The sequence below is a fragment of the Phyllobacterium sp. genome, from assembly GCF_037994425.1.
Lineage (GTDB): Bacteria > Pseudomonadota > Alphaproteobacteria > Rhizobiales > Rhizobiaceae > Phyllobacterium.
Genome location: NZ_JBBNAM010000349.1, coordinates 1 through 21,542 on the forward strand (window position 1 = coordinate 1; position 21,542 = coordinate 21,542).

Genomic DNA, 21,542 nt, shown 5'->3' on the forward strand with positions numbered 1-21,542 from the left:
ACGACCGTTTCAACTCGGAGGAGATCGTAACAATTCCCGAACGTTCGTCGAAGCGTTCGACTGCCCGAACCAGAGGTCGCCGTGGTGACCAAACTTACGGTGCGGGCATTGCGAATTTCACAGTTATGATCGAAAACCCAGCGCTATCTCCAGGCGATCCATATTTTGATCCGGTGACCTTTCGTTCATCTGTTCAGAAACATGGGTGCCAATCTGCCCTGTTTGCGAAATTGCCAATATGGAGGTTAGTGGTTGATTGAGTTCGTGGGCGAGCGCACCGGAGAGTCGCCGAGTTGCGTCGTTCTCGATAAGTGCGCAAGTTCCAGCCGCTCAAGGACAAGCTCGGCCTGGAGTCGGCGCCTGCCGCGGTCCTGAATAATCAGCGCAGCGATCGTCGCGGCCTGCAGCGCGATGACCGTCAGCGCCGCGATGATCTTTGAATAATATCTTTCCCAAACACTTGGCGCATAGTTTAGGATTTGCGAGCCTTGCGGGATGTGATTGATCAATCCCCAACGTTTGATTTGGTCCCAGTCCACGATCGGTCCGTCCGGCACTAGGCTCGTTTGCGGGGCCGTTCGTATCCCCATCGATCGTATTTGGCGGCCCCTGGCAGGAAGCGTTTATGCATCGCGGGCAAGGTTAGCCGTGAAAACCTTCATTCGCAGCCTTGCCATCGAATATTGTGATGTTGCATGATTAACAAATGTTGTCTGGCGTTCTGAAACTTGGCAGCAAGGCGATCGCCTGGCTGACAGCAGGATTAGGCACTGTCGCAGCGTTGGCAGTTGCAATCATATTAGGCGCGTTCGAGGCGACGCCCGATCAGCAGTATCCGCAGTATCCAAACAATGAAACCGTCGATGCCGGCCAATGGCGAATCAAGCCGCTTTCTGCGCGGATTACCAGCAAACGAGCCTTCGGCGTGTCACCAAAAGATGGTCAGAGGGGAGTGATTTTCGAGGCGGAGTTGACGAACCTCACCGCAAGGTCGTCAAAGGATTATTACGGTGTTTTCCATTTGCCGTCCCTAATAGATGCCCAGGCCGAAAAGCCGATGATCTATATGGAACGTGACGCTTCACTTCTGCCGGACCTTCATCCGGGAATGACAGAAAAAATGGCCTACATCTGGCTGGTACCAGCCAATACAGCGCCATCGGATACGGTCGAACTGCTCGTGACTGCAAAGACTTATAAAGCGCGTGACAACCTGACAGGCAGTCCGGGCTGGTACAATGATCACACCGCCGGTATCGTGCGCATCCCGGCATCGACTGAGGCTGAGGAGCAATGAAACGCCGGTTTGGCAACATCATTGCCCTCTGTCTGGCGGTCGCACTGCTCTATGGGATGCAGCATTCCAAGCCGCATTACATGGATTTGACAGGTCCGATACCTGTATACGGCAAAATGCACGAAACGGTCCGCGCGCGGCTCTTCAACGTTACGGTCGACGACGTTGCCTTTGCACGGGAGCTTACAGTTGAGGGTTTCGGCACGAGCAAAACCCTGACGACATCAGGAGTATGGGTCGTGGTGAGCGCGCAACTTGAGGCCACTACCGCATCGAATGTGGTGGCGCAGGCGAGCTGGGTTGGGCCCACAGGGCTGCAATATGACAGTTCCGATCGCACCGGCTATGTGCCGGGCCTTCCGCCGCATGCTATCGACCCGGGGCTACCGAAGCCGGCGCGCTTTGTCTTTGAAACCTTGCCTGATCAAGTCAGTGGTGCGACTCTCATCCTTTCCAACCAGCTGTTTCCTCGGCTGGATTCACAGGTGCGTATTGCAATTGACCGATTCAAGAAGTTTAACGACGGACAGCCGCTGATCCTTGACAGCTTTGACATTCGCCGGCCCATGGCAGTATCAGGGAACTGAGATCGTGTTGAGCAAGATGAGTACAAAGTCAGAGCGGATGTGGCGACGGCGGAGCCTGTGGTCCTTGATCGTGCTGATACCCCTCACGCTATTCGAGACGTCCTACGACAGCGTTAGAGAACTTTTGTCGGGCAATGACCTGTGGCCAAAGGATGTAGCAGCAGGTGAAACCGTACGGTTCGGCGGCAGCAACTGGCAATTCGTTTCGTTAAAACCAGTGGAGGTGTTGAAGACTGCGTCTTCCCTTCCTTCAAGCTCAGTTCCCCTCACCGCCCGCTTCCTCGTCGAGATCGGCAATCCGGATCTGCAGAATCTTTGGCTCGGCTGCTCGATCCGCCTCGTCGATCCCGTCGGGCGACTGTGGCAACCGGCTTCAATTCCCGGTATGCCCTCTGTGGCAGAGGGTATCAAGTCATGCGGCGCTGCGGCCTTTTCTGGAGCCCAATCCGGTGAGCGCATGGTTATCGAAGAAAGCTTTCTTGTCCCAAGGGAGGTGGCGACCGAAGTGCGGCCTACGCTCGGTGTCGGAAGCGAGAGACCCTCTTATTTACGGTTTGCGCGCCCGCTTTAGATTTGTCTCACGAGACTGATGCCTCTGCCGCCTCTGCGGGGCGCGAGCGCTTTGCCATGGAAAATGCCGTCTCGATGACAGCCGCGAGGAAGCAGATGCGAAGCGGCTCAACAAGAATCCCGGTTGATGAATCCTGAAACGGGCTCCCGAACAGCAAACTCACGCCTTCAGACAGTACCTGCCAGGTATCGAGGGTATTCGGACCGATCAACCGCGTCATGCCTATCCAGGCCCAAGCGGCGGCCCAATCGATGAAACGATAGCCGACAATGAGTGTAATGATGAGCATCAGACCGGAATTCAGAGTCAGCCGCACGCCATTGGCGATGGGAAGGTAGCGCGACCGGTAGCCTCCTATGAAATGCTCCACAAAGTCGCGCAGGAACTTCGGTATCGCCTTGTAGCGTTCGCCAAAACGCTCGACGCGGTGGTGGACGCGCATCAGTTCCGTGTCGTCACGCACATCGTAGCCATAGACGAGTGCGACCATGACGAGCCAAATTACTGGCAGGAGCCCGTAGAAAAACAGGTTGATGATCGCCGATGACATGGTCACCGACGTTTGCTCGACTGGGATCATCACTGCCGCGTAGGCAGACCCGACGGGATGCGCATAGTTGGTCCAGAGGCTATCGAAAAGATTACCGATGTTGCGCGTGCCCAACCAGGTTAGGAACATGTCCTTCCAGCGGCTGATTACGTAGAGGCCGATAAATATCCAGTTGGTTTCGCAGACAACGATAATAACGCGCCAGATCGAACGTTGCGTTTTCCCCTGGATCATCTTCGCGAATTTGCGCACAACCCAGGAAATGGCGACCGACAGTATCAGCCATTTGGAATCAAGCACATCGAGTACGTTGCCTCCGGCCTCGCCGAACGGTGCATAGGCAAGAGCGAGGCGCGAATATTGCCTTATCGTATCGCCGAGGAAACCCCACGCCGCGTAATAGGCAAAGAATGGAAGCAGCGCCACGGTGATAATTGTTGCAAGCCGGGAGAGGCCCTTTTCCACAGTAGCACGATCCCTCCCAAGTGAAATGGCCTGGGCATGGGCAATTGAAGGCAGCCCCGGACGTACGATCTGGATCATCGACACGGTCGTCACCAGTTGGGTAAGCGCGACCAACGTCAGGACGCCGAGACCGGCAGAATGGTTCATGAACGCCGTCCAGACGGCCAGCCGCATCAACACTTCGGAGAAAACAATACCAAGAAGCATTACGGCGACCAACTGCGGCCAAAATCGGACCCACAATTGTATTGTCAACGTGATAGGAAATGCCATTTCGGCCAACACCAAAACCTCCCGAAATCTCGGGGACCATAGCAAATATTTCCTGTCTGTCACCCGCTTCAGGAACCTCTCGGATGTCAAACCCTGCAATCACGGCAATTTCGTCCTCCGGACGACAACGTCGCTGGCCGGTTTAGTGGAAGTCCATCCTCGGGCAACGCCGTTTAAGTTCTGAGACATAATGATCTCTTCGACACGGTTTTCATCTGCCATGAAGTTCGAGCGGGCTTTTATGAACCTCACTTGGAAGCCGACGGTCATCAGCGGCGGTGAGCTGGACCACGATTTCTTCGCCTACGTGGCGCGCGAACAATCTGCCGTCAGCTGAAATTACGGCTGAGAGGTTGATTCCTGGGAGGTCAATAGTTGCCTAACCCCCCACTTTCCCGGTTTCATGGGTTCACGGCCAGTTTAACGCGCCTTACTGGGGAACCCGATTGATCGTCGTCACTCGGAAAGTACACGCAGGCACGCCATCTGGCTGAGGCCAGAGGCCAAGCGAAAGGCCTTAAGCTTCACGCCAAGGTCTTTATCGATACGCGCCAATTCCAGCTTTCCATTTGATCCCACCATCGCGCCAGCATCCATTTCTCGACGTCTATTGAACCGCGAACTCGTGCAAGGCTTCGACAGGTGAATGAAGTCCGGCACGGGCCCCGCCATACCGCTTCCTTAGGTTGGAAGCCGGCCTCGCTCAATCATGGCTTGCAGGCGGTTTCGCCCGACCCTTCTCTCGTGTCTGTCCGATTTCGCCAAGGCGGTAGTGGAGCGAACGGTGGTCCGATGACAACCACAAAAGTATGTTTCAAGATAACAAACTCAGATGTCGTTGGAACTAAACTGGTGAATTGACATAGCCCGGTCGCCCGACGTCGAGACGGGACTCACGCGGCGTAGCCCGGCCATTGCGACCTCGTCACGCGAAGGTGGCTACCCGCTGAAACGCAAGTTTGCTCATCCCGATTGTTTAGGCACCTTCTTGGCCTCATATTGAGTGACGATGTATTTATAGTGGGAAATAAGTCGTTTGTAGTGAGCTGCGGTTTCGATCGAGATTTCCTCGCGACCTCCCCGTCCCCCGAAAATATGATCGATTCCAATTATGAGCCGATCTGCGCGTGTTTGATAGTCTGAGATGACCTTCTTCAGATGCTCCATGAATGCATCGTCATCCATTTGAACAGTTTTTCTCGGCATCTGTCGATCTGTCTTTCCCGATTACTACCCAGTCTCACGCACATCATCTACGCAAAACAGCCTCAGGAAGATCACTCACGGGAAACAAAGGGATTCACCACTCGGTTAATCGTGCGCGTCTGGCACGGCTGCGGGGCCGCGTCGCTCACACTGACATCGTGGTCTCGCCACGAGACGGCCGGGTGTCGCAACGATAGTCATTTCATCGGCAGCATCGTTGCCACGCGCGGATGGAGACGGCGTGTGCCCATTTGTGCCTGGCCGGCACCGTTCTACCGTATGGGAGGCGCAATGTTTCCCGTGTGATAACGAGGGGACTAGGCGCGCTCCTCCCAGACTCTCGCAAGTTCGATAAGCGTGTTGACGCTTTTTTCCATGTCTTGCCGACTGATCCATTCAAGCGGTGAGTGGAACGCGTGACCGCCAGCGAAGATGTTGGCGCAGGGCAGTCCCATAAACGACAGCCGCGAACCATCGGTACCGCCTCGGATGCTACCGCGCACCGCAGCCATGCCCGCGCGTCGGACAGCTTCAACGGCGTTATCGACGATCTCCGGATGCCGGTCGAGGATGGCCTTCATGTTGCGATACTGCTCCTTGATCTCGAAGGTGTAGGAGGAATTGGGATAGTGCTCCATAACATCCTTTACCAGCATCTCGAGCATGGCTTCCTTGGCGTTGAGGCCATCCTCGCTAAAGTCACGGACGATGAAGCTGAGAACGGCCTTTTCCATCGAACCGGCCATACCCGTTGGGTGAATGAAGCCCTCTCGGCCTGCCGTCGTCTCTGGCGCAGCGTCCTTTGGCAGTCGATTGATAACCGCTCCAGCGATTTTGATGGCGTTCTCCATCTTTCCCTTGGCGAAGCCGGGATGTATGGCGACGCCCGTAATGGTGATCTCGACAGCATCGGCCGAGAACGTCTCATCTTCGATATGGCCAGCCGTTTCGCCGTCGACCGTGTAGGCGAACTGTGCGGCCAGCTTTGTCAGATCGACCTTATCTACACCGCGACCTATTTCTTCGTCCGTAGTGAACAGCAGTCTGATTGTTCCATGCCGGATATCTGGATTGTCGATCAGGAGTTGCGCTGCCGTCATGATCTCGGCAATGCCGGCCTTATCGTCAGCGCCGAGCAGTGTTGTTCCATCGGTCGTGATAATATCATTGCCGATTTGATCGCGCAGCACCGGATTGTCGCTGACGCGAATGATCTGCTGTGGAGAAAGCTCGATGTCGCCACCGCCATAGTTCAGCACCATTTGCGGTTTGACGTTTGTTCCAGTGAAGTCAGGCGCGGTATCCATGTGCGAACAAAAGCAAATGACTGGCACTGGCTTATCAACATTCGATGGAATGGTTGCGTAGACGTAACCGTGCTCGTCGATGTGCGCATCCGCTAGGCCGATTTCCAGCAATTCCTTGACCAGAATCTGGCCGAGAACCTTCTGCTTTTCGGTGGATGGCTGCGTCGATGACTTGGGATCCGATTGGGTGTCTATGACGACGTAGCGAAGAAAGCGATCGGTGACAGTGTCGGTCATGGCTTGGTCCATTAATTGCGTGCCGCTGTTAAACTGCTGTAGCGCCTGCAAGCCTCGCCGTGAATACATTTTCGCTTCGCATCGCGAAGCGTGCAGCATTTATAGCAATCGATGTGGATGCCGCTGGTCGTGCTAACTTCAGTCGTTGAACGTCAGAGCGTTTCGCCACGCGCAAGCGCCGCCGCCCGTTCAAGACTGACGCCATTGACGACAGGGTCAGCATGTTCATGCGTCAGCCGCCAATCAGTCCCTTCGCGCCGATAAATCAAGGTGACGCAAAGCCACCAGTGTGCTGCAGACCGCCAACCTCGCGTGGCATCATGATCGCCAGGACAACCATGTCGGCTGAGTGGTAAGTCTGAACTACTTCTTGCTCAAACGTCCCATTCTTGAAGAAGCGGGGGAACAGGGCCTTGGGGCTCTCGTTTGGAGCGAAAACCGAACGTACGCGACGCGCTGGCAACACGATCTGATGGGCTCCTGGATGTTCGCTACGGCAACGCGCAGCACTTTGTAGATTCGGATGCCGAGGCTGGCGTTTCAATATGGACCCTCACTGGCATCAGCCTCGATGGGCAAAAAAGGAGGTGTGACGTCTACACATTTCGCGACGGCAAGGTGATTCGCAAACACTCGTACTGCAAAACCGTGGAGTAAAGCCCCTTACGGTGAGGCCGCCGGGAAGATGCTTGTTTTCGCTCTCCATTTACTTCGCTGCTCATTCAAGAAGGACTTGGTGCCGAGCCCGCCGCACTTACGGCTGTGATCCGCAATATCGCATGAGCGCCCGCTCATTTTGAAACTCTGCCTTCATTATGTTTTCAAAAGCGCGCATGTGCCGATCAACAACAATCTGCGGCAGCGATGTTGCCTTAAGTGTTTGTTGATAGCTGCCATAAGCCAGACTCTTCGGAAATAAATGATCGCCACACAGTTCGTACGAACCACGCGACAAGGCAGCGTAAGCGATGTAACCCGCATCGTTGCGTGTGATGCCGTCTGCGATCATCGCTTGGATGTGAGCTTCGAATTTTTCCTTAAACAAGAATTCAGCGTAACTTGCAGCATGAGAGCTGCCTGAGAGCGCAGCGAAAATGCTAACTCCTAACATGGCATGTCGTGTTTTGCTGGTTGTTTCTGCCATTAAACGCTCCTCTGAGTTTGCGAGAAAGTTACCGCACACCGGACGTTAAAATTGCAAAGCCGAATTGGACTGGAAGTTTAGCGAGCTTGGTCACGCTACGCAACGTTGCAGCAACTTTCGAAAGTGGTCGAGGGTCGCTTAGCGACGTTACCATATTTGAAGCTGCCAGTTGCGTTGGTGCCGTATCAAACTTGCAACTATCTGGTTTACCGCCACAACCATTCCCCACGGTTGTAGGAGCAACTCGAATGCAATCGGTGAGATGCAGGACGAAGCCTAATCGATTTTGAACGACCGCACGAGAAGGAATCTTTTGAGTGATGGCGCTGCCATGACCGTTGCCATTGAAATTGGGTAGCTCATCCTCGGGCCATGCCCGTCTTCCACGTGGATAAACGCCCGGGCTGGTGAGGCATTGAACCTGCAGCGACCATTGCCGGTGGCGAAACTGATCCTATTGCCCAACCCGAGCCATAGGAAGTGCCCCTCCTGTTGTGATCAGGCGAACCGACTCTCCTAACCTAGTCGAACGACCGAACCGGGAGACCGTACTCGACATGATATATTGACGGTTCAACCCGCAACGATCAAGCCGCCATCTCCTTGGTCGGTCCCGCGCCCGAACTGCGACGCTCAATTATCACGCAAGGGGCGCGTCCAGTTTCAGCATGCCGCACTATGTTTTCAATGCAATCGGGCGAGGTCCGCGCTTGGAACTTATCCTACTGAGATGCATTGTCGAACTGCCGAGATGCGTAAGCGGGTTTGCAAGCCATCTCGAAAGGCCCGGTATCATCTAGGTCGGCGTAGGCGACCTGGGCCCATGGCTGTTGCCAGCCCGCGTTGCCAAATTTTCGCGAAAGGAAGTCGTTCATGAGCGGTCGCCTAATGTTTGTAACCTTCCTCGCCATCGCGGCAGTGGCATCCCCAACGCGTGCTGAGGCCAAGTCGGGTTCCGCGGCCACGTCCGTTGCAACGACGCCCCGAGCCACAGCAGTGGCAAAGTCTCAACAAAAGGTTGCGCGATATTTTATAGAGTTTCGCGCTCGCTATGCGCTCAGCTATGGCCACGCATACGTGATTTTTGGCCGTGTGAACGCGGCGGGCAAGATGATCGATCGCGATGTGGCGGGACTTCATCCGGCCTCAAACAGCACAGTACCCTACGTTCTTGGCCACTACATCCCTGTGCCAGCTGAGACCGGGGTAAGCGACGGTGACCTGGATGACAGATACAGATCGGCGAGCTGGCGCGTCATATTGAGCCAGGCCGAATATAAAAAGGTCGTTGCATACATACGCGATCTCCAGGCGCGGTCCCATTTCTGGCAAGCAACGGTCCAGAACTGTAATGCCTTCGTGGGGCAAATCGCGCGCTCCATGGGGTATAAAACACCCGGCATCTGGCTGCGTCCGCGAAACTACATAATTGAGCTTCGAGAGATGAACGGGGGGCCGAATGCAATTGGTTATACCGGGCCTCCAGGTTAAATTTTGTGGGGGCCGGTGTTCGTGCGTCGGTCCGCTCGGCAAAGTCGCGGCTATTCGAGTGCCCTGTGTTGGAATCACGTCAGTCAGACCTGCGTCTGTATCGATGTGGCTGCGGATCACGTTCAGGCAATCGATGAGGCCGCTCTCCTACAGGCGCCTCGAGATTTCGATGCCCTTAGCTTTGGCCGTACCGCCGGGAAGCATTCGTCAGCCGTGTAGCGAACGCCGAGAATGAAATCCTCGCCCACCCAGTTGCAAATTCAGCAATAAGAAATTGCACTTTGAACTTTGTTCCCACAATCATTGCTTGAGACGTCAAAGAGTAAGCTTTGCTTGTTCAGTCGTTGAGTAGTATTGTTCCGGCTGGACAGCAAGTCCATGCTTTGGGAGGAGCAAATGACCAAAACGGGAACCCCAACAGGGGACAGAACTTCACGCCGCAAATTTCTGAGCGGTGCGGCAGTCGTGGGTGCGGCGATAGTGGCTGCACCAAGCGTCGTCAAGGCGCAAGGTCCTATCAGTATGCGCTGGCAGAGCACATGGCCGTCCAAAGACATCTTTCACGAGTTCGCGCTGGATTTCGCCAAGAAGATTAATGATATGACCGGCGGCGACCTCAAGATCGAGGTGCTGCCAGCAGGAGCCGTCGTGCCGGCATTTGGGCTGCTTGACGCGGTCTCCCAGGGAACGCTCGACGGTGGCCATGGCGTACTTGTCTATCACTACGGGAAGCAGACTGCGCTGGCGCTATGGGGTTCGGGTCCCGGCTTTGCCATGGATGCCAACATGCTCCTGGCCTGGCATAAATATGGTGGCGGTAAAGAACTCCTTGCCAAGCTCTATGCCTCGATAGGCGCCAATGTCGTTTCGTTCCCGTACGGACCAATGCCGACACAGCCGTTAGGCTGGTTCAAGAAGCCTGTTGCGAAGGTTGAGGATCTCCAGGGTCTGAAATTCCGCACCGTTGGCATCTCTATCGACGTCTTTACCGGTCTAGGTGCCGCAGTCAATGCGCTTCCGGGCGGTGAAATCGTGTCGGCTCTCGACCGTGGCCTGCTGGATGCTGCAGAATTCAACAATGCCTCGTCCGATCGGACGCTTGGTTTTCCCGACGTATCCAAGATCTGCATGCTGCAGAGCTATCATCAAAACGCGGAGCAGTTCGAGATATTGTTCAACAAGACGAAGTACGATGCCTTGCCTGAACAAATGAGAGCCATCATCGCCAATGGGGTCGAGGCGGCGTCGCAGGATATGTACTGGAAAGCGATTGACCGATATTCGAAAGATTATCGGGAAATGCAGACGACGGACAAAGTGAAATTCTACAAGACGCCCGACGCAATCCTCAAAAAGCAGTTGGAGGTCTACGACGAGGTCGCGAAGAAAAATGCGGGAACCAACCCGCTTTTCAAGGAAATCCTGCAATCACAAATCGCCTTCGCCGAGCGGGCAACGCGATGGGAACAGGACACGGTCGTCGGCCGCCGCATGGCGTTCGATCATTATTTTGGCGAGAACGCGGCGGCCAAGAAGATCTGACGCGCTATCCGATCCGCCGATCACGACTGGGTCATGGGTGTGGGGTGAGTGCTCGCCCCCGCCATGGGGGGCAGGTATGAACGTTCAGCATTTCTTAAACAGTATCGATGCGATCAGCGTGTGGTTCGGCAAGGCCGCGGCTTGGCTTATCATCGGACTGATGACGCTAGTCTGCGTCGAAGTGTTCAAACGCTATATCATGAACATGCCGACAGCGTGGATTTTCGACGCAAGCAGCATGTTCTACGGCACGTTGTTCATGCTCGCTGGTGCATATGCACTGGCGCAAAATGCCCATGTGCGCGGCGACTTTCTCTATAGCTCAATGCGGCCACGGACGCAGGCGCTGCTCGACCTGATCTTGTACATCGTCTTCTTTCTGCCGGGCATCGCTGCCCTCGTTTATGCAGGCTACCACTACGCAGCGCTGTCGTGGCGGATCGGGGAACATTCGACCGTAACCGCCGAGGGCCCGCCGATCTACTACTTCAAATCGATCATTCCACTGGCGGGTGCCCTTGTGATGCTGCAGGGACTGGCGGAGATCGTGCGTTGTCTCGTCTGCCTCAAAACGGGCGAATGGCCGAGCAGGCTCAAGGATGTTGCCGAGATCGACGTGGTCGAGGAACAGCTTGCGCACAGCGAGTATATCGATGAGGTAACGCGGAAGGCCGCGATCGAACGCGCACAGCAGATCGACGAGACGGCACGTAAACGTGGCTCGGGGGGAGATTTGCAAACGTGAGCGATCCAGTTCTCGGACTATCAATGCTGATGCTTATCGTGGTCGTCATTATGATGGGTTTCCCCACGGCCTTCACGCTGATGGGGCTTGGCATGTTCTTCGGGTTCTACGCGTTCTACAACCCCGCCGAACACTGGATTGACAATCGGGTTTTTGACCTGATGGTCCAGCGCACCTACGGGGCCATGACCAACGACGTCCTGATTTCCATCCCGCTATTTGTCCTCATGGGCTACGTCATGGAGCGCGGAGCGCTCGTTGACAAAATGTTCTACAGCATCCAGCTTTCGTTCCGACGCTTGCCCGCTTCGCTCGCTGTCGCGACACTCGTCGTGTGCACGTTCTGGGGTATTGCCAGTGGCCTGGTCGGCGCCGTCGTGGTCCTGATGGGCGTGATTGCCTTCAACCCGATGCTAAGGGCGGGATATGATGTAAAGCTTGCCTCCGGGGTCATCACTGCGGGGGGCACGCTGGGTATCCTGATCCCGCCGTCAGTCATGATCATCGTCTATGCGGCGGTCGCCGGGCAATCCGTGGTGAAGCTTTACGCCGCTGCCATGTTCCCGGGTTTCTTCCTCGCCTTCCTCTATCTCGTCTACATTCTGGGCTGGGCGATGATCAATCCGAGCATAGCCCCCCGCTTGCCAAAGGAACAAACAAAGGTTCCCGTGCCTGCCTGGATGCAAAGTTTTCAGGCGCTCTATTCGCGCAACATGCTTGTTGGACTTTTTTCAGCATTGTTCGCGCCATCCCGGGCAATGGCGCTCTGTGCGAACGATGGACGGCCCCTCACCTATTGGCAGCTGCTCAGGAATTTCGGTGCTGCGCTGGTCCCTTTCGCCTTGACAGCACTCACCTTCTTGCTGGTCTGGTGGTATGTGGTCATCCATCAGCAAAGCGAAGCCGACGCGGAGGCCCCATCCGGATTGGAACAGCTTGGCTCACCGGTTGTCGATGCCGGACCGGCGACACCTGTCGGACCTGCGACTGGTTTCTATGTTTCTTTCGGTCTCATTGCAGCGTTGGCGGCCGTGATACTCTTGCGCTATTACCGGAATATGAATCCGGAGCGGCTAGAGGTCATCAAGCTCCTGACTTCCTCCGTCATGCCGCTTGGCATTCTCACCGTGGTGGTGCTTGCGGTCATCCTGTTCGGGATCACGACGGCTACCGAGTCTGCAGCCGTGGGTGCTGCCGGCGCCTTTCTGCTGGCGTTCCAGGCGCGAACGCTTAACTGGAAGCGCACCAAGGAAGCCGTTTTCCTGACCGCAAAGACCACGGCCATGGTGTGCTGGCTTTTTGTTGGTTCGGCGCTTTTTTCGGCCGTGTTTGCAATTCTCGGGGGTCAGGCCCTGCTCGAGCAATGGGTACTGTCGCTCGACCTTTCGCCCATACAATTCATGCTGTTGTCACAGGCGATCATCTTCATTCTTGGCTGGCCGCTTGAATGGACCGAAATCATCATCATCTTCGTGCCGATCTTTCTGCCGATGCTGAAGCATTTCGGCATCGATCCGGTTCTGTGGGGCGTCCTCGTCTTCGTGAATTTACAAGCGGCGTTCCTGTCACCGCCGGTGGCGATGTCGGCCTTCTATCTCAAGGGGGTTTCGCCGCCGCACGTAACACTCAATCAGATATTCGCCGGTATGATGCCGTACATGCTGATCGTCATTGTCTGCATGATCATCATGTACATCTGGCCCGGCATAACACTGTGGCTGCCGAACTACCTCTACGGCGGCTGAATACGATCCCCTTATGGTCAATCGAAATGGAGAAAAGGGGCGCGGTCTTGATTTGATTGTCAGACAAACGGTTTCATGCAATACTTCTTAGGCTTGAGTTAGACTTTGCAAAGTCTGCACTCGATTTCGGAATCTCAAACAACAACAAACCACCCGCAACGTCGTATCTGCCATTTTCAGATGCAAAAGCTGGTCACTTGGGAGGATACCGTGATCAAGAAACTCGCTTTCGTTTTATCATTTTCGGCCATTTTTGTGGCGACGCCCGCCCTGGCGCAAGACACCAATCTAGAGAAATTAGGTGGCTTCAAAACTACGGGCACCGCGATGATGGAGCCCATTCCGCAGAAGGGAGAAAATGCCGAGGCCCTCAAGGCAATCGCGGCAAAAATCAAAGTTCCGGAGGGCTTCAAGGTCAGTCTCTATGCCATTGTTCCTGACGCAAGGCACATGGCTGTTGGACCACAGGGCGTCGTGACGTTCGTCGGCACGCGCAAGGAACTGGTCTACTCAATGACGGACCGCGACAAGAACCGTGTTGCCGACGATGTGAAGGTGTTCGCGCCCTCGATCAAAATGGCTGTACCTAACGGCGTCTGCTTTTCCAGAGACGGTCATCTCTTCCTTGCCGAACAGAACCGCGTCTTGTGGTTCCCGGCCGCCGAGTTTTTCTATGAAGGCCCCGATGTGGCGGCGTTCGCCATCGTCAAGCAAGGCGAACTCATTCCCGCATCCGACGAAAGTTACAATCACACGGCACGCACCTGCCGCGTTGGGCCCGACGGTCGAATTTATATTACGATCGGCCAGCCGTTCAACGTCCCAGCGCCCGAGGTGCTCGCGGAATTTCAAAAACTTGGCATCGGCGGTATTGTAAGCCTGAAGCAGGACGGAACCGACCGGAAGGTGTACGCGCGTGGTATGCGCAATCCGCTCGGGATCGACTTCAACCCCAAGGACAAGACCATCTGGGTCAATGACAATCAGGTGGACGGTATGGGCGACACCGTCCCTCCGGGTGAAATGAACCACGTCACCGGACCAGACCAGAATTTTGGCTTCCCCTGGTATGGCGGTGGCAAGACGCGCACCGTCGAATACAAGGACGCCACAGTACCCGATGGAGTCATCTTCCCCGAAGTGGAGCAAGCTGCTCATGCAGCGGACCTTGGCCTGTCCTTTTACACGGGCAAGCAGTTTCCCGAGAAGTACCGGGGCGGTATCTTCTCGACCCAGCACGGTTCGTGGAACCGCACGGATCCCGTGGGAGCCAGGGTGCTTTTCACCTCGCTCAAGCCAGACGGTACCGCGGACAAGACAGAAGTATTCGCCGAAGGTTGGTTGAACGAGAACGGCGAATACCTCGGCCGTCCAGTTGATGTACAGGTGCTTAACGACGGTTCACTTTTGGTTTCCGACGATTTGGCAGGAGCCGTGTGGCGAATTTCGTACGGGACGTGAGTGAACTTCGGCATGCGGCGGGCGACGGCCTGCCGCATGGCTCATTGCCCAATCTGGACATGGGAGGCTGATATTCGCGGTATAACTTTAGCTCTGACCGCTCTCGTTGCATGTTCAACTGTCGCGCAAGCCGCAGGCGATGCTGCGTCGGGCAAGAAGGTCATGACGAAGTGCCAGGTCTGCCATGGCAAGGACGGCCTTGCCAAGCTGCCCGACGCACCGAACATTGCCGGCCAAAAGGAGGCTTACCTCGTAAAGGCGCTGCAGGCTTTCAAGGGCGGTGAGCGCAAGAACGAGCAGATGACGGTCGTGGTCAAGGGCTTGAGCGATGAGGATATTGCGAATGTCGCAGCCTACTATTCATCGATCAAGATCACCGTTCAGGTTCCGCCGTGAGACGAGACAAGGCCGAGCACAGGCGATGGCGCGCCCGATGGGCAACTGATTGCGACAACACCGCGCTCATTCCTGGGGTTTGAAGAGTGGACGAATTTCCGCGCATGGAGCTGGCGAATGAGCCGAGGCTCGCGGGTGCGCTTCATCTTTGACCCATGACAGATTTCGATAGCTGTGCTTTGCAGTGGAGCCGGCTCGAGCGAACTTTGGAGAGCCAACGAAGAGTTGTCAGCGGGTCGGAATTGCCGATGCCGGCCTCCATGGTTGCAAGCAGTTAGTATACGCCGCGATAGCAAGGAAGCGATCGTCAATCCTCCCACGAAGATGCCGCAACATAGGTTGCAGCAATCGCTTCGACGCCTTCCTGATCAGCGGCGTCGAACCTGCCAGGCGATGGGCTGTCGAGATCGATGACCCCGAACACTTTGCCATCACGAAACAGCGGAACGACGAGTTCGGAACGCGATGCCGGATCGCAGGCAATATGACCATCGAATGCGTGGATGTCTTCAACGACGATGGACTGCGCTTTCTCGACCGCCGTCCCGCAGACGCCGCGCCCGACCGCTATGCGCACACAAGCAGGTTTGCCTTGGAAGGGACCGAGTAAAAGCTCATCGTCCTTGTGAAGGAAATAGAAACCGGCCCAATTGAGATCCGGAAGCATCTGGAAAATCAGCGCCGATGTGTTGGCCGCGTTGGCGATCGGATCGCTTTCTCCCGAGAGCAGCGCGTAAAGCTGGGATCCAAGTTCACGATAGAATTCCTGCTTGCCGGCGCCAGCAATGGATTTTTCCTCGAACATTTGCATCTCCTTGTGTGTTGCAGTCCAGATCCCCGATATCATGGTATGGCGCATTGGCCATGCTTGGAAAGCTTACGAGCCTCATGGCAAATTGACACGCGATTGCTGCCATAAACTGGCAATCAGGACAATCGCCAAGACGAGATGCACGATGATTGATCAGGACGCGATTCATCTATTTTCCTATGGGACGCTGCAACTTGATGCCCTGCAGAGGGCTTGCTTCGGTCCGCTGCTGCAGGGCTCTGACGACAGCATGCCAGGGTTCCAAAAGGAGATGATCGAAATCGCCGACCCGGACGCAGTCAAGAACAGCGGTGAACGCTATCATCCCCTCGTCGTCCCGACCGACAATCCGGGAGACGAAGTTACGGGCAAAGTGTTCGGGATCACTTCGCGCGAGCTCGCCGCAGCGGACGCATACGAAGTGTCTGATTACAAGCGGATCAAGGTAACGCTGACATCCGGTACCAGCGCCTGGGTCTACGTCAAGGCATGAACCGTACGAGCCTGGCACCGTTCCTGCTTTCTGGCAGATGCCCAAAATGGCCAGGCACGATCCACCGCAGCGACCTTGCAAAATGCGTTTGTGCCCAAAGCTGGCCCTACTAGGTCCGTCGAGGCCGCGAATATTCATGCCTGACCATTGTGAGCCAATTTGCGCAAGGCGTATCAGCCGGGTCGCGCTCGAATGTCGCGCGGCAGTTTTTCGCCTTCACGTTCAAATGTCCGGTTGAGCGTGCGGCTTCCATAGAGCCCGCAGGCGACCGCAACCTCGGTGAAATTGAGGTCGGTTTCGATCAGCAATTGCTTCGCTTTGTGAACCCGAAGCTTGTCGCGAATTCTCGATGGGGATTTTCCGAGCTCATCTCGAAAAATTCTCTCCAATTGCCGGCTGGTGATGCCTATTTGCCGGGCGACATGGCTCATTGAGGGTGACTCCTCCATCGTGGTTTCAAACAGACGAATAGTCTGCCGGATGACCTTGTTGCTGATCTCGGCGACCGCTGGTGCGGGTTGTTCAGACTTCCTCCTCTCGTAGGGTATCATCAAGATCGACGCGCACTTGCGTGCAAGGTCCTCGTGGAACTCGGATGCGATAATTTCCAATGCCAGATATGCAGATCCAATGCCACCTGCGCACGTGAAGTGGTTGCCGTTGGCGCGATAAAGACTGGTGGTGTCGGATCGATAGTCAAAATATTCGTCGTCGAATTCCTGCTTGTGCAGCCAACTTACACAGCACTGCTTTTCGGGCAGAATCCCACTTTCCACAAGCACGAAGCTTCCCGTACATAGTCCAATGACGACCGTATCGCGCTTGCTGGCTTTACGCAGAAGCTCGAGCAACGCCAGCGGCGGTTTGCGCTTGAGCATATTGAGACCGCCGACGACGATCACATAGTCGCATTCGAGAATGCTGCCCATGCCTGCTGTGGTTTCGACGACCGTGCCCGAGCTTGACCGCACGCTGTCGCCCGTCAGCGTGGCGAGCTCCCACCTGCACCTAATCTGGCGGCTCTGGTCCTTTTCGTCAGCAGCCAGCCGGAGACAGTCCAAAAACAGGCTGAGGGCAGACAAGGTAAAATTCGGCAACGGAATGATGCCAAATCTTACGCTCTTGTTTCCGTCCGAAATGTCCTTGCTCTTGAGACCCTCCATGTACTCTCCGATAATTTTGAGTGACACGAATGTCGGGCGCTATGGCACGGGCAGTACATGTGCAGCACCCGCTGACCAGGAAAACCACAATTTCGAGCCGGGTGCCAAATTCAGGTGCTCGAGCTCGGCATGGCTCTTTTGTGCTTTCAATTCGAGGCCATTTTCCGTCTCGAGATGAACAATTGCAGTCGCTCCGATAAATTCTTCACCGACCACTGCCGCCTCCAGGCAGTTGAAATTTCCGTTCGGTCGCTGGTGCGACAGCGAGACCCTGTCATCGGAGACAACAAATGTTACGCCGGCATTGTGGGAAATCATTCCCGGGAGGTTTTCGACATCAAATTGCCCGTTGGGCGTCGATACCACCGCACCCCGCCCGTTTGTCTTGCTCACACTCCCGTTGAAGATATTCGAGGATCCCAGAAACTCCGCGACAAAACGGGATCGTGGCGCGCGATAAATTTCTTGCGGCTCTCCGATCTGCTCGATCCTGCCCTTGCTCATGATAACGACGCGATCAGCCATTGAGAATGCCTCGGATTGGCTATGGGTCACATATACGAATGTGATTCCGAGCTCCCGTTGCAGGGTCGAGAGGACTGTTTGCATCCGCACCTTCAAATGGGCGTCAAGCGCGGACAATGGTTCATCCAGTAGGAGGATCCGCGGCTCGGTAACAAGCGAACGCGCAAGTGCGACGCGCTGGCGCTGCCCACCTGAAAGATGGGCGATGTTTCGCTCCGAAAATTCGCTGATCTGCATCCGCTCCAGCCATTTGTCGACCCTTGCATGACGCTCTGCCTTCGCGATTTTCCGCATCCTCAGGCCGAATTCGACATTCTCGCGGACCGTCAGAAACGGAAAGAGGGCGAGACTTTGCCATACCATCGGCGTATCGCGCTTCCAGGTCGGCAATGAATCCACGCGCTTACCTGCAAGGCGGATCTCACCTTCAGAAGGCGTTTCGAGCCCCGCCAGCATGCGAAGCGTGGTTGTCTTGCCGCAACCGCTAGAGCCCATGATGGCAAGGAATTCGCCTTCGTGAATGGAAAGGTCTATCCGCTCAACGGCCGTAAACTTGCCGTAGCGTTTCACGACACCGTCAAGGGTTACGAGGGGGGTGTTTTTCATCATTCCTCACTCCGCCACATCGCCAGCCGATCGGGGCGGTGCTGCGCGTTTCATAAGCAAAAGCTGGGCTGCAATGACCAAGGCGATCGACGTCCCGAAAACAAAGGTGCCGATGACATTGATGCGCGGGCTAACCTGTCCCTGAAGGAACCCGAGGACCTTGACCGGCAAGGTTTCGTGCAGGCCGGATACAAACCAGGAGACTGCAAATTCGTCAAAGGAAACCGCCATTGTGATGAAGAGCGCTGCAAGGATCGCCGGGCGGCAAAAGGGCACGATTACGGACCACATTGTCATCCACTCACTTGCGCCCAGATTCCAGGCGGCCGGCTCCAGCGACGGATCCATCTGTGACAATCTCAATCTCACCAATGCCATGGCAAAAGGGGCGCACATGACAACATGGGCGATGATGACCGAGTAGACTTCACCGGAAAGGCTAAGGCGAGACAGGAACGCAAGCATTGCGAGCCCAAGGATCACCACTGGAATTGTCGGCGGCAGAAATGCGAGCGCGAGATAGATTGACTTGCCGAAGAACCTGTAGCGGTAATCCGTATAGGCCGCGCCAAATCCCAATGCGGTGGCAAGCACCGATGAGATCAACCCGGCAACCAAGGTATTGCGGAGCCCTTCCCAGACAAGCGGATCTTCGGCGACCGCCTGGTACCAGGCGGTCGAGAATGCGCCGAGCGGCAGCGAAGGAAAGCGATCCGCGCTGAAGGAAAACACAAAACTGGCAGCAATCGGCGCAAAGATGAAAACCAGGGATAGCAGCACATACAATTTGAGAAATCCGTCGATTATCCGGCTGCGATTGCTCATCGTCCCCGCTCCCTATAGGCGTAGCTGACAGCGGCGAATGCCACTAACAGGAGTGTGCCAATCATCATCAAGGCTATCACCGCGGCGCGGGGCCATTGTTGGCCGGATTTGATGGTGTCCGTTATCAGGATTGAGAGCGTGGGTGGATCGCCGCCGCCGAGATAGAGCGGACTGACGAAGTCGCCAAATGTCAGGATGAAGCAAAACAGCGCCGCTATGACCAATCCAACCTTTGCCGAAGGCACGATGACCTCCATGACAGTTCGCAGTCGTCCGCAGCGCAGGTTGTGGGCAGCCTCGACGAGATTGCGGTCAACAAAAAGCAGGCTGAAAAGCTGAAGCAGGACGACAAGTGGGAAGCACAGTGTCAGGTATCCGATGATAACCCCGAATGTTGTATTCAACATGCCCGCAGGGCCAAGGCCGATACCACCCAGCAACGCGTTGATAATGCCGTGGTCGGAAAGAAACACCTGCCAGGAGTAAACGCGTACCAGGTAACTTGTAAAAAACGGGAGTACCATCAGGAACATGACCCAACGCCTGGCGGCGTCGGAGAGCTTGAACGCGATCGCGTAAGCGCATGGAAACGCCAGGAAGCTGGTTAGCAACGATGCTGCGAGGGAAAGCGACAGCGTCCGGATGTAAGCATCCCAGAAGACGGCGCGTCCCAAAGTCCTTGTCCAGTTGATCGTGTCAAAGTCCGGCTGCATGCGAAAATTCTGGACCGTCCAGAAACTCAGCGCCGTCAGGAACAGGAGCGGCGACAAGAAGAAGGCAATTTGCCAAAGCAGCATCGGCAGGGAGAATGTCAGGCCATAGATCGGCATCGGTTTCCGCATGCGCAGACCTCGCTTTTATAAACCATATCTTGACAATGGCCGGGCTACCGGAGCGTAGCCGTCACGCTCCCTTGTACTCCGACCAGAAATCGTTCCAGTCTTCGATGCTCTGTTGCAGGGGAAGCTGGCGATACTTGATCCGGCCCGACCTGATGGTGTCCATGACGTTGGGTCCCTTGAGCAGCATGCCCTGGCGCTGTGCCTCGGCTGGCAGTTCGCTGTTGAGAAGTTCCCAGCCCTTGCGGTTTGGTATCAGCGCCGGATAGGCGGCCATGTTCGCGCTCTTTACCTGACCTTTGGCAGATGTGATGTACTGAATCCACTTCCTTGCAAGGTCGCCCTTGGTTGTGCCTTTGCCTATGGAAAAGGATTCGGTCCATTGCAGCCCTCCCTCTTGCGGGATGACGCTGCGAACTTTCGCGCCGTTCTTTTCGAGCGTGCCCGTAATCCAGTCGCCAATGCCGGCCATTGCCAACATCTGACCGTTCTGCAGCGACGAGAACGTTCCCCCATAGTCAAAGAAACCACCAATTTGTGGACGCAGCGTCTGGGTTTTCGCCTTGAGTTTCTCCCACGCGGCATCATCAAGATCATAGGGATTGGCATTGCCTGCAAAGAGACTTATCTCGCCCAGATTGGGAAGATGCCAGTCGAAATGACCGACCTTTCCCTTGATCTTCTCAGACCAGAATACGTCGTAGGTCGACGCCTCCTTCTCGCTGAGGGCTTCGGTGTTGTAAGCCACCCCGAGAAAGCCGAAGCGCGTGAACACCGAAAAGAGTTTTCCATCCCGCCAGTGACCGGCGAATTTCTGAAACTCCGGAAAATAATCGTCGAACGGATAGTCTTCAGGATGCAGTTCCTCGATATATCCAGCTTCATTCAATTGCTGGACATATTCGGCGTCCGACAGGATGATATCGTATGTTCCGGCCGGGGATTGCGCGATGAGGCCCAGCATGTTGTCGCCGCCGGTGTAGTATTTCGGCTTGAATTTCACATTATTTGCCGCCTCGAATTCGGCGACGACGTCCGGCTCGGCGTGTCCGTACCAGGCCAGCATGTTCAACTCGACGGGGTCGGCCAACGCCTTGCTGATGAGGTAAGGCGTTGCAAGTGCAGTCCCAACAAAGAGGCCTGCCCCCTTAAGAACGCTGCGCCTTGTCGAAGAAATGTCGAATGGTTTAGTGGCGGTCATCTCGTTCCCCTTTATGTGGTTGATTCAGAGGATAAGAAGCCGCCTTCCATATGAAAAATTAA

22 protein-coding genes and 1 pseudogene are annotated in these 21,542 nt (G+C 55.6%); 11 read left to right on the forward strand and 12 right to left on the reverse strand.

The features are described from left to right. A partial coding sequence (locus AAAB35_RS23230) for a hypothetical protein (RefSeq protein ID WP_340670643.1) occupies nt 1-260 on the forward strand: 260 nt, incomplete at its 5' end. Here AAAB35_RS23230 and AAAB35_RS23235 read toward each other — a convergent pair. Next, nucleotides 246-539, reverse strand: coding sequence for a hypothetical protein (locus AAAB35_RS23235; protein WP_340670644.1), 294 nt, complete (start codon nt 537-539; stop codon nt 246-248). The two genes, AAAB35_RS23230 and AAAB35_RS23235, sit on opposite strands and share 15 nt — an antisense overlap. A gap of 167 nt (nt 540-706) precedes the next feature. Here AAAB35_RS23235 and AAAB35_RS23240 point away from each other — a divergent pair, with 167 nt between their 5' ends. From AAAB35_RS23240 to AAAB35_RS23250, 3 genes are read left to right on the forward strand one after another with little or no spacing between them, the layout of a single operon-like run. Beyond that, nucleotides 707-1,297, forward strand: coding sequence for a hypothetical protein (locus tag AAAB35_RS23240; RefSeq protein WP_340670645.1), 591 nt, complete (start codon nt 707-709; stop codon nt 1,295-1,297). Continuing rightward, on the forward strand, nt 1,294-1,884 hold the full coding sequence (locus AAAB35_RS23245; protein ID WP_340670646.1) for a hypothetical protein: 591 nt from the start codon (nt 1,294-1,296) through the stop codon (nt 1,882-1,884). The genes AAAB35_RS23240 and AAAB35_RS23245 overlap by 4 nt, the downstream gene beginning before the upstream one ends. A 16-nt stretch (nt 1,885-1,900) precedes the next feature. Continuing rightward, nucleotides 1,901-2,455, forward strand: a complete 555-nt coding sequence (locus tag AAAB35_RS23250; protein WP_340670648.1) for a hypothetical protein — start codon at nt 1,901-1,903, stop codon at nt 2,453-2,455. Nucleotides 2,456-2,462: 7 nt separating this feature from the next. Here AAAB35_RS23250 and AAAB35_RS23255 read toward each other — a convergent pair whose 3' ends face one another. The 4 genes from AAAB35_RS23255 to AAAB35_RS23270 form a co-directional block, all read right to left on the reverse strand. Beyond that, nucleotides 2,463-3,677, reverse strand: coding sequence for a hypothetical protein (locus AAAB35_RS23255; RefSeq protein WP_340670649.1), 1,215 nt, complete (start codon nt 3,675-3,677; stop codon nt 2,463-2,465). 1,029 nt (nt 3,678-4,706) lie between these two features. Beyond that, nucleotides 4,707-4,928, reverse strand: a complete 222-nt coding sequence (locus AAAB35_RS23260; RefSeq protein WP_340670650.1) for a hypothetical protein — start codon at nt 4,926-4,928, stop codon at nt 4,707-4,709. Between the two features lie 338 nt (nt 4,929-5,266). Beyond that, nucleotides 5,267-6,493 carry a peptidase T gene (pepT, locus tag AAAB35_RS23265; RefSeq protein WP_340670651.1) on the reverse strand — a complete coding sequence of 409 codons (1,227 nt, stop codon included), beginning with the start codon at nt 6,491-6,493 and terminating at the stop codon, nt 5,267-5,269. A gap of 754 nt (nt 6,494-7,247) precedes the next feature. Then, a complete protein-coding gene (locus tag AAAB35_RS23270; protein WP_340670652.1) occupies nt 7,248-7,637 on the reverse strand; it encodes a hypothetical protein in 390 nt (129 codons plus the stop codon). 873 nt (nt 7,638-8,510) lie between these two features. Here AAAB35_RS23270 and AAAB35_RS23275 point away from each other — a divergent pair. Then, complete coding sequence (locus tag AAAB35_RS23275; protein ID WP_340670653.1) at nt 8,511-9,128, forward strand: hypothetical protein; 618 nt, start codon at nt 8,511-8,513, stop codon at nt 9,126-9,128. A gap of 60 nt (nt 9,129-9,188) precedes the next feature. Here the strand turns inward: AAAB35_RS23275 and AAAB35_RS23280 are convergent. Beyond that, nucleotides 9,189-9,376 (reverse strand): annotated as a pseudogene (locus AAAB35_RS23280) (hypothetical protein); the annotation flags it as partial. Between the two features lie 148 nt (nt 9,377-9,524). Between AAAB35_RS23280 and AAAB35_RS23285 the strand changes: the two are divergent. The 5 genes from AAAB35_RS23285 (at nt 9,525) to AAAB35_RS23305 (ending at nt 15,017) form a co-directional block, all read left to right on the forward strand. Next, nucleotides 9,525-10,670 carry a TRAP transporter substrate-binding protein gene (locus AAAB35_RS23285; protein WP_340670654.1) on the forward strand — a complete coding sequence of 382 codons (1,146 nt, stop codon included), beginning with the start codon at nt 9,525-9,527 and terminating at the stop codon, nt 10,668-10,670. Nucleotides 10,671-10,746: 76 nt separating this feature from the next. Beyond that, complete coding sequence (locus AAAB35_RS23290) at nt 10,747-11,415, forward strand: TRAP transporter small permease subunit (protein WP_340670655.1); 669 nt, start codon at nt 10,747-10,749, stop codon at nt 11,413-11,415. Next, nucleotides 11,412-13,160: a TRAP transporter large permease subunit gene (locus tag AAAB35_RS23295; protein WP_340670656.1), complete on the forward strand. Its 1,749-nt coding sequence runs from the start codon at nt 11,412-11,414 to the stop codon at nt 13,158-13,160. Before AAAB35_RS23290 ends, AAAB35_RS23295 begins: the two co-directional genes overlap by 4 nt. Before the next feature lie 180 nt (nt 13,161-13,340). Then, entirely contained in the window at nt 13,341-14,621 is a 1,281-nt protein-coding gene (locus AAAB35_RS23300; protein WP_340670665.1) for a PQQ-dependent sugar dehydrogenase, read from the forward strand. Continuing rightward, nucleotides 14,622-15,017, forward strand: a complete 396-nt coding sequence (locus AAAB35_RS23305) for a cytochrome c (protein WP_340670657.1) — start codon at nt 14,622-14,624, stop codon at nt 15,015-15,017. A gap of 307 nt (nt 15,018-15,324) precedes the next feature. Here AAAB35_RS23305 and AAAB35_RS23310 read toward each other — a convergent pair whose 3' ends face one another. Then, nucleotides 15,325-15,822: a GAF domain-containing protein gene (locus AAAB35_RS23310; protein WP_340670658.1), complete on the reverse strand. Its 498-nt coding sequence runs from the start codon at nt 15,820-15,822 to the stop codon at nt 15,325-15,327. Between the two features lie 151 nt (nt 15,823-15,973). Between AAAB35_RS23310 and AAAB35_RS23315 the strand changes: the two genes are divergently transcribed. Beyond that, the gene (locus AAAB35_RS23315; protein ID WP_340670659.1) at nt 15,974-16,321 is read left to right on the forward strand and encodes a gamma-glutamylcyclotransferase family protein; all 348 of its coding nucleotides are present in this window, start codon (nt 15,974-15,976) and stop codon (nt 16,319-16,321) included. Nucleotides 16,322-16,494: 173 nt separating this feature from the next. Here AAAB35_RS23315 and AAAB35_RS23320 read toward each other — a convergent pair whose 3' ends face one another. From AAAB35_RS23320 to AAAB35_RS23340, 5 genes are all read right to left on the reverse strand, one after another. Beyond that, nucleotides 16,495-17,484, reverse strand: a complete 990-nt coding sequence (locus AAAB35_RS23320) for a helix-turn-helix domain-containing protein (RefSeq protein WP_340670660.1) — start codon at nt 17,482-17,484, stop codon at nt 16,495-16,497. 39 nt (nt 17,485-17,523) lie between these two features. Then, nucleotides 17,524-18,618 (reverse strand): ABC transporter ATP-binding protein, encoded by a 1,095-nt coding sequence (locus AAAB35_RS23325; protein WP_340670661.1) that lies wholly within the window; start codon nt 18,616-18,618, stop codon nt 17,524-17,526. A gap of 3 nt (nt 18,619-18,621) precedes the next feature. Further along, the gene (locus tag AAAB35_RS23330) at nt 18,622-19,440 is read right to left on the reverse strand and encodes an ABC transporter permease (RefSeq protein ID WP_340670662.1); all 819 of its coding nucleotides are present in this window, start codon (nt 19,438-19,440) and stop codon (nt 18,622-18,624) included. Then, nucleotides 19,437-20,282 carry an ABC transporter permease gene (locus AAAB35_RS23335; protein ID WP_340670663.1) on the reverse strand — a complete coding sequence of 282 codons (846 nt, stop codon included), beginning with the start codon at nt 20,280-20,282 and terminating at the stop codon, nt 19,437-19,439. The genes AAAB35_RS23330 and AAAB35_RS23335 overlap by 4 nt, the downstream gene beginning before the upstream one ends. Before the next feature lie 61 nt (nt 20,283-20,343). After that, entirely contained in the window at nt 20,344-21,480 is a 1,137-nt protein-coding gene (locus tag AAAB35_RS23340) for a spermidine/putrescine ABC transporter substrate-binding protein (protein ID WP_340670664.1), read from the reverse strand. Nucleotides 21,481-21,542: the final 62 nt, after the last annotated feature.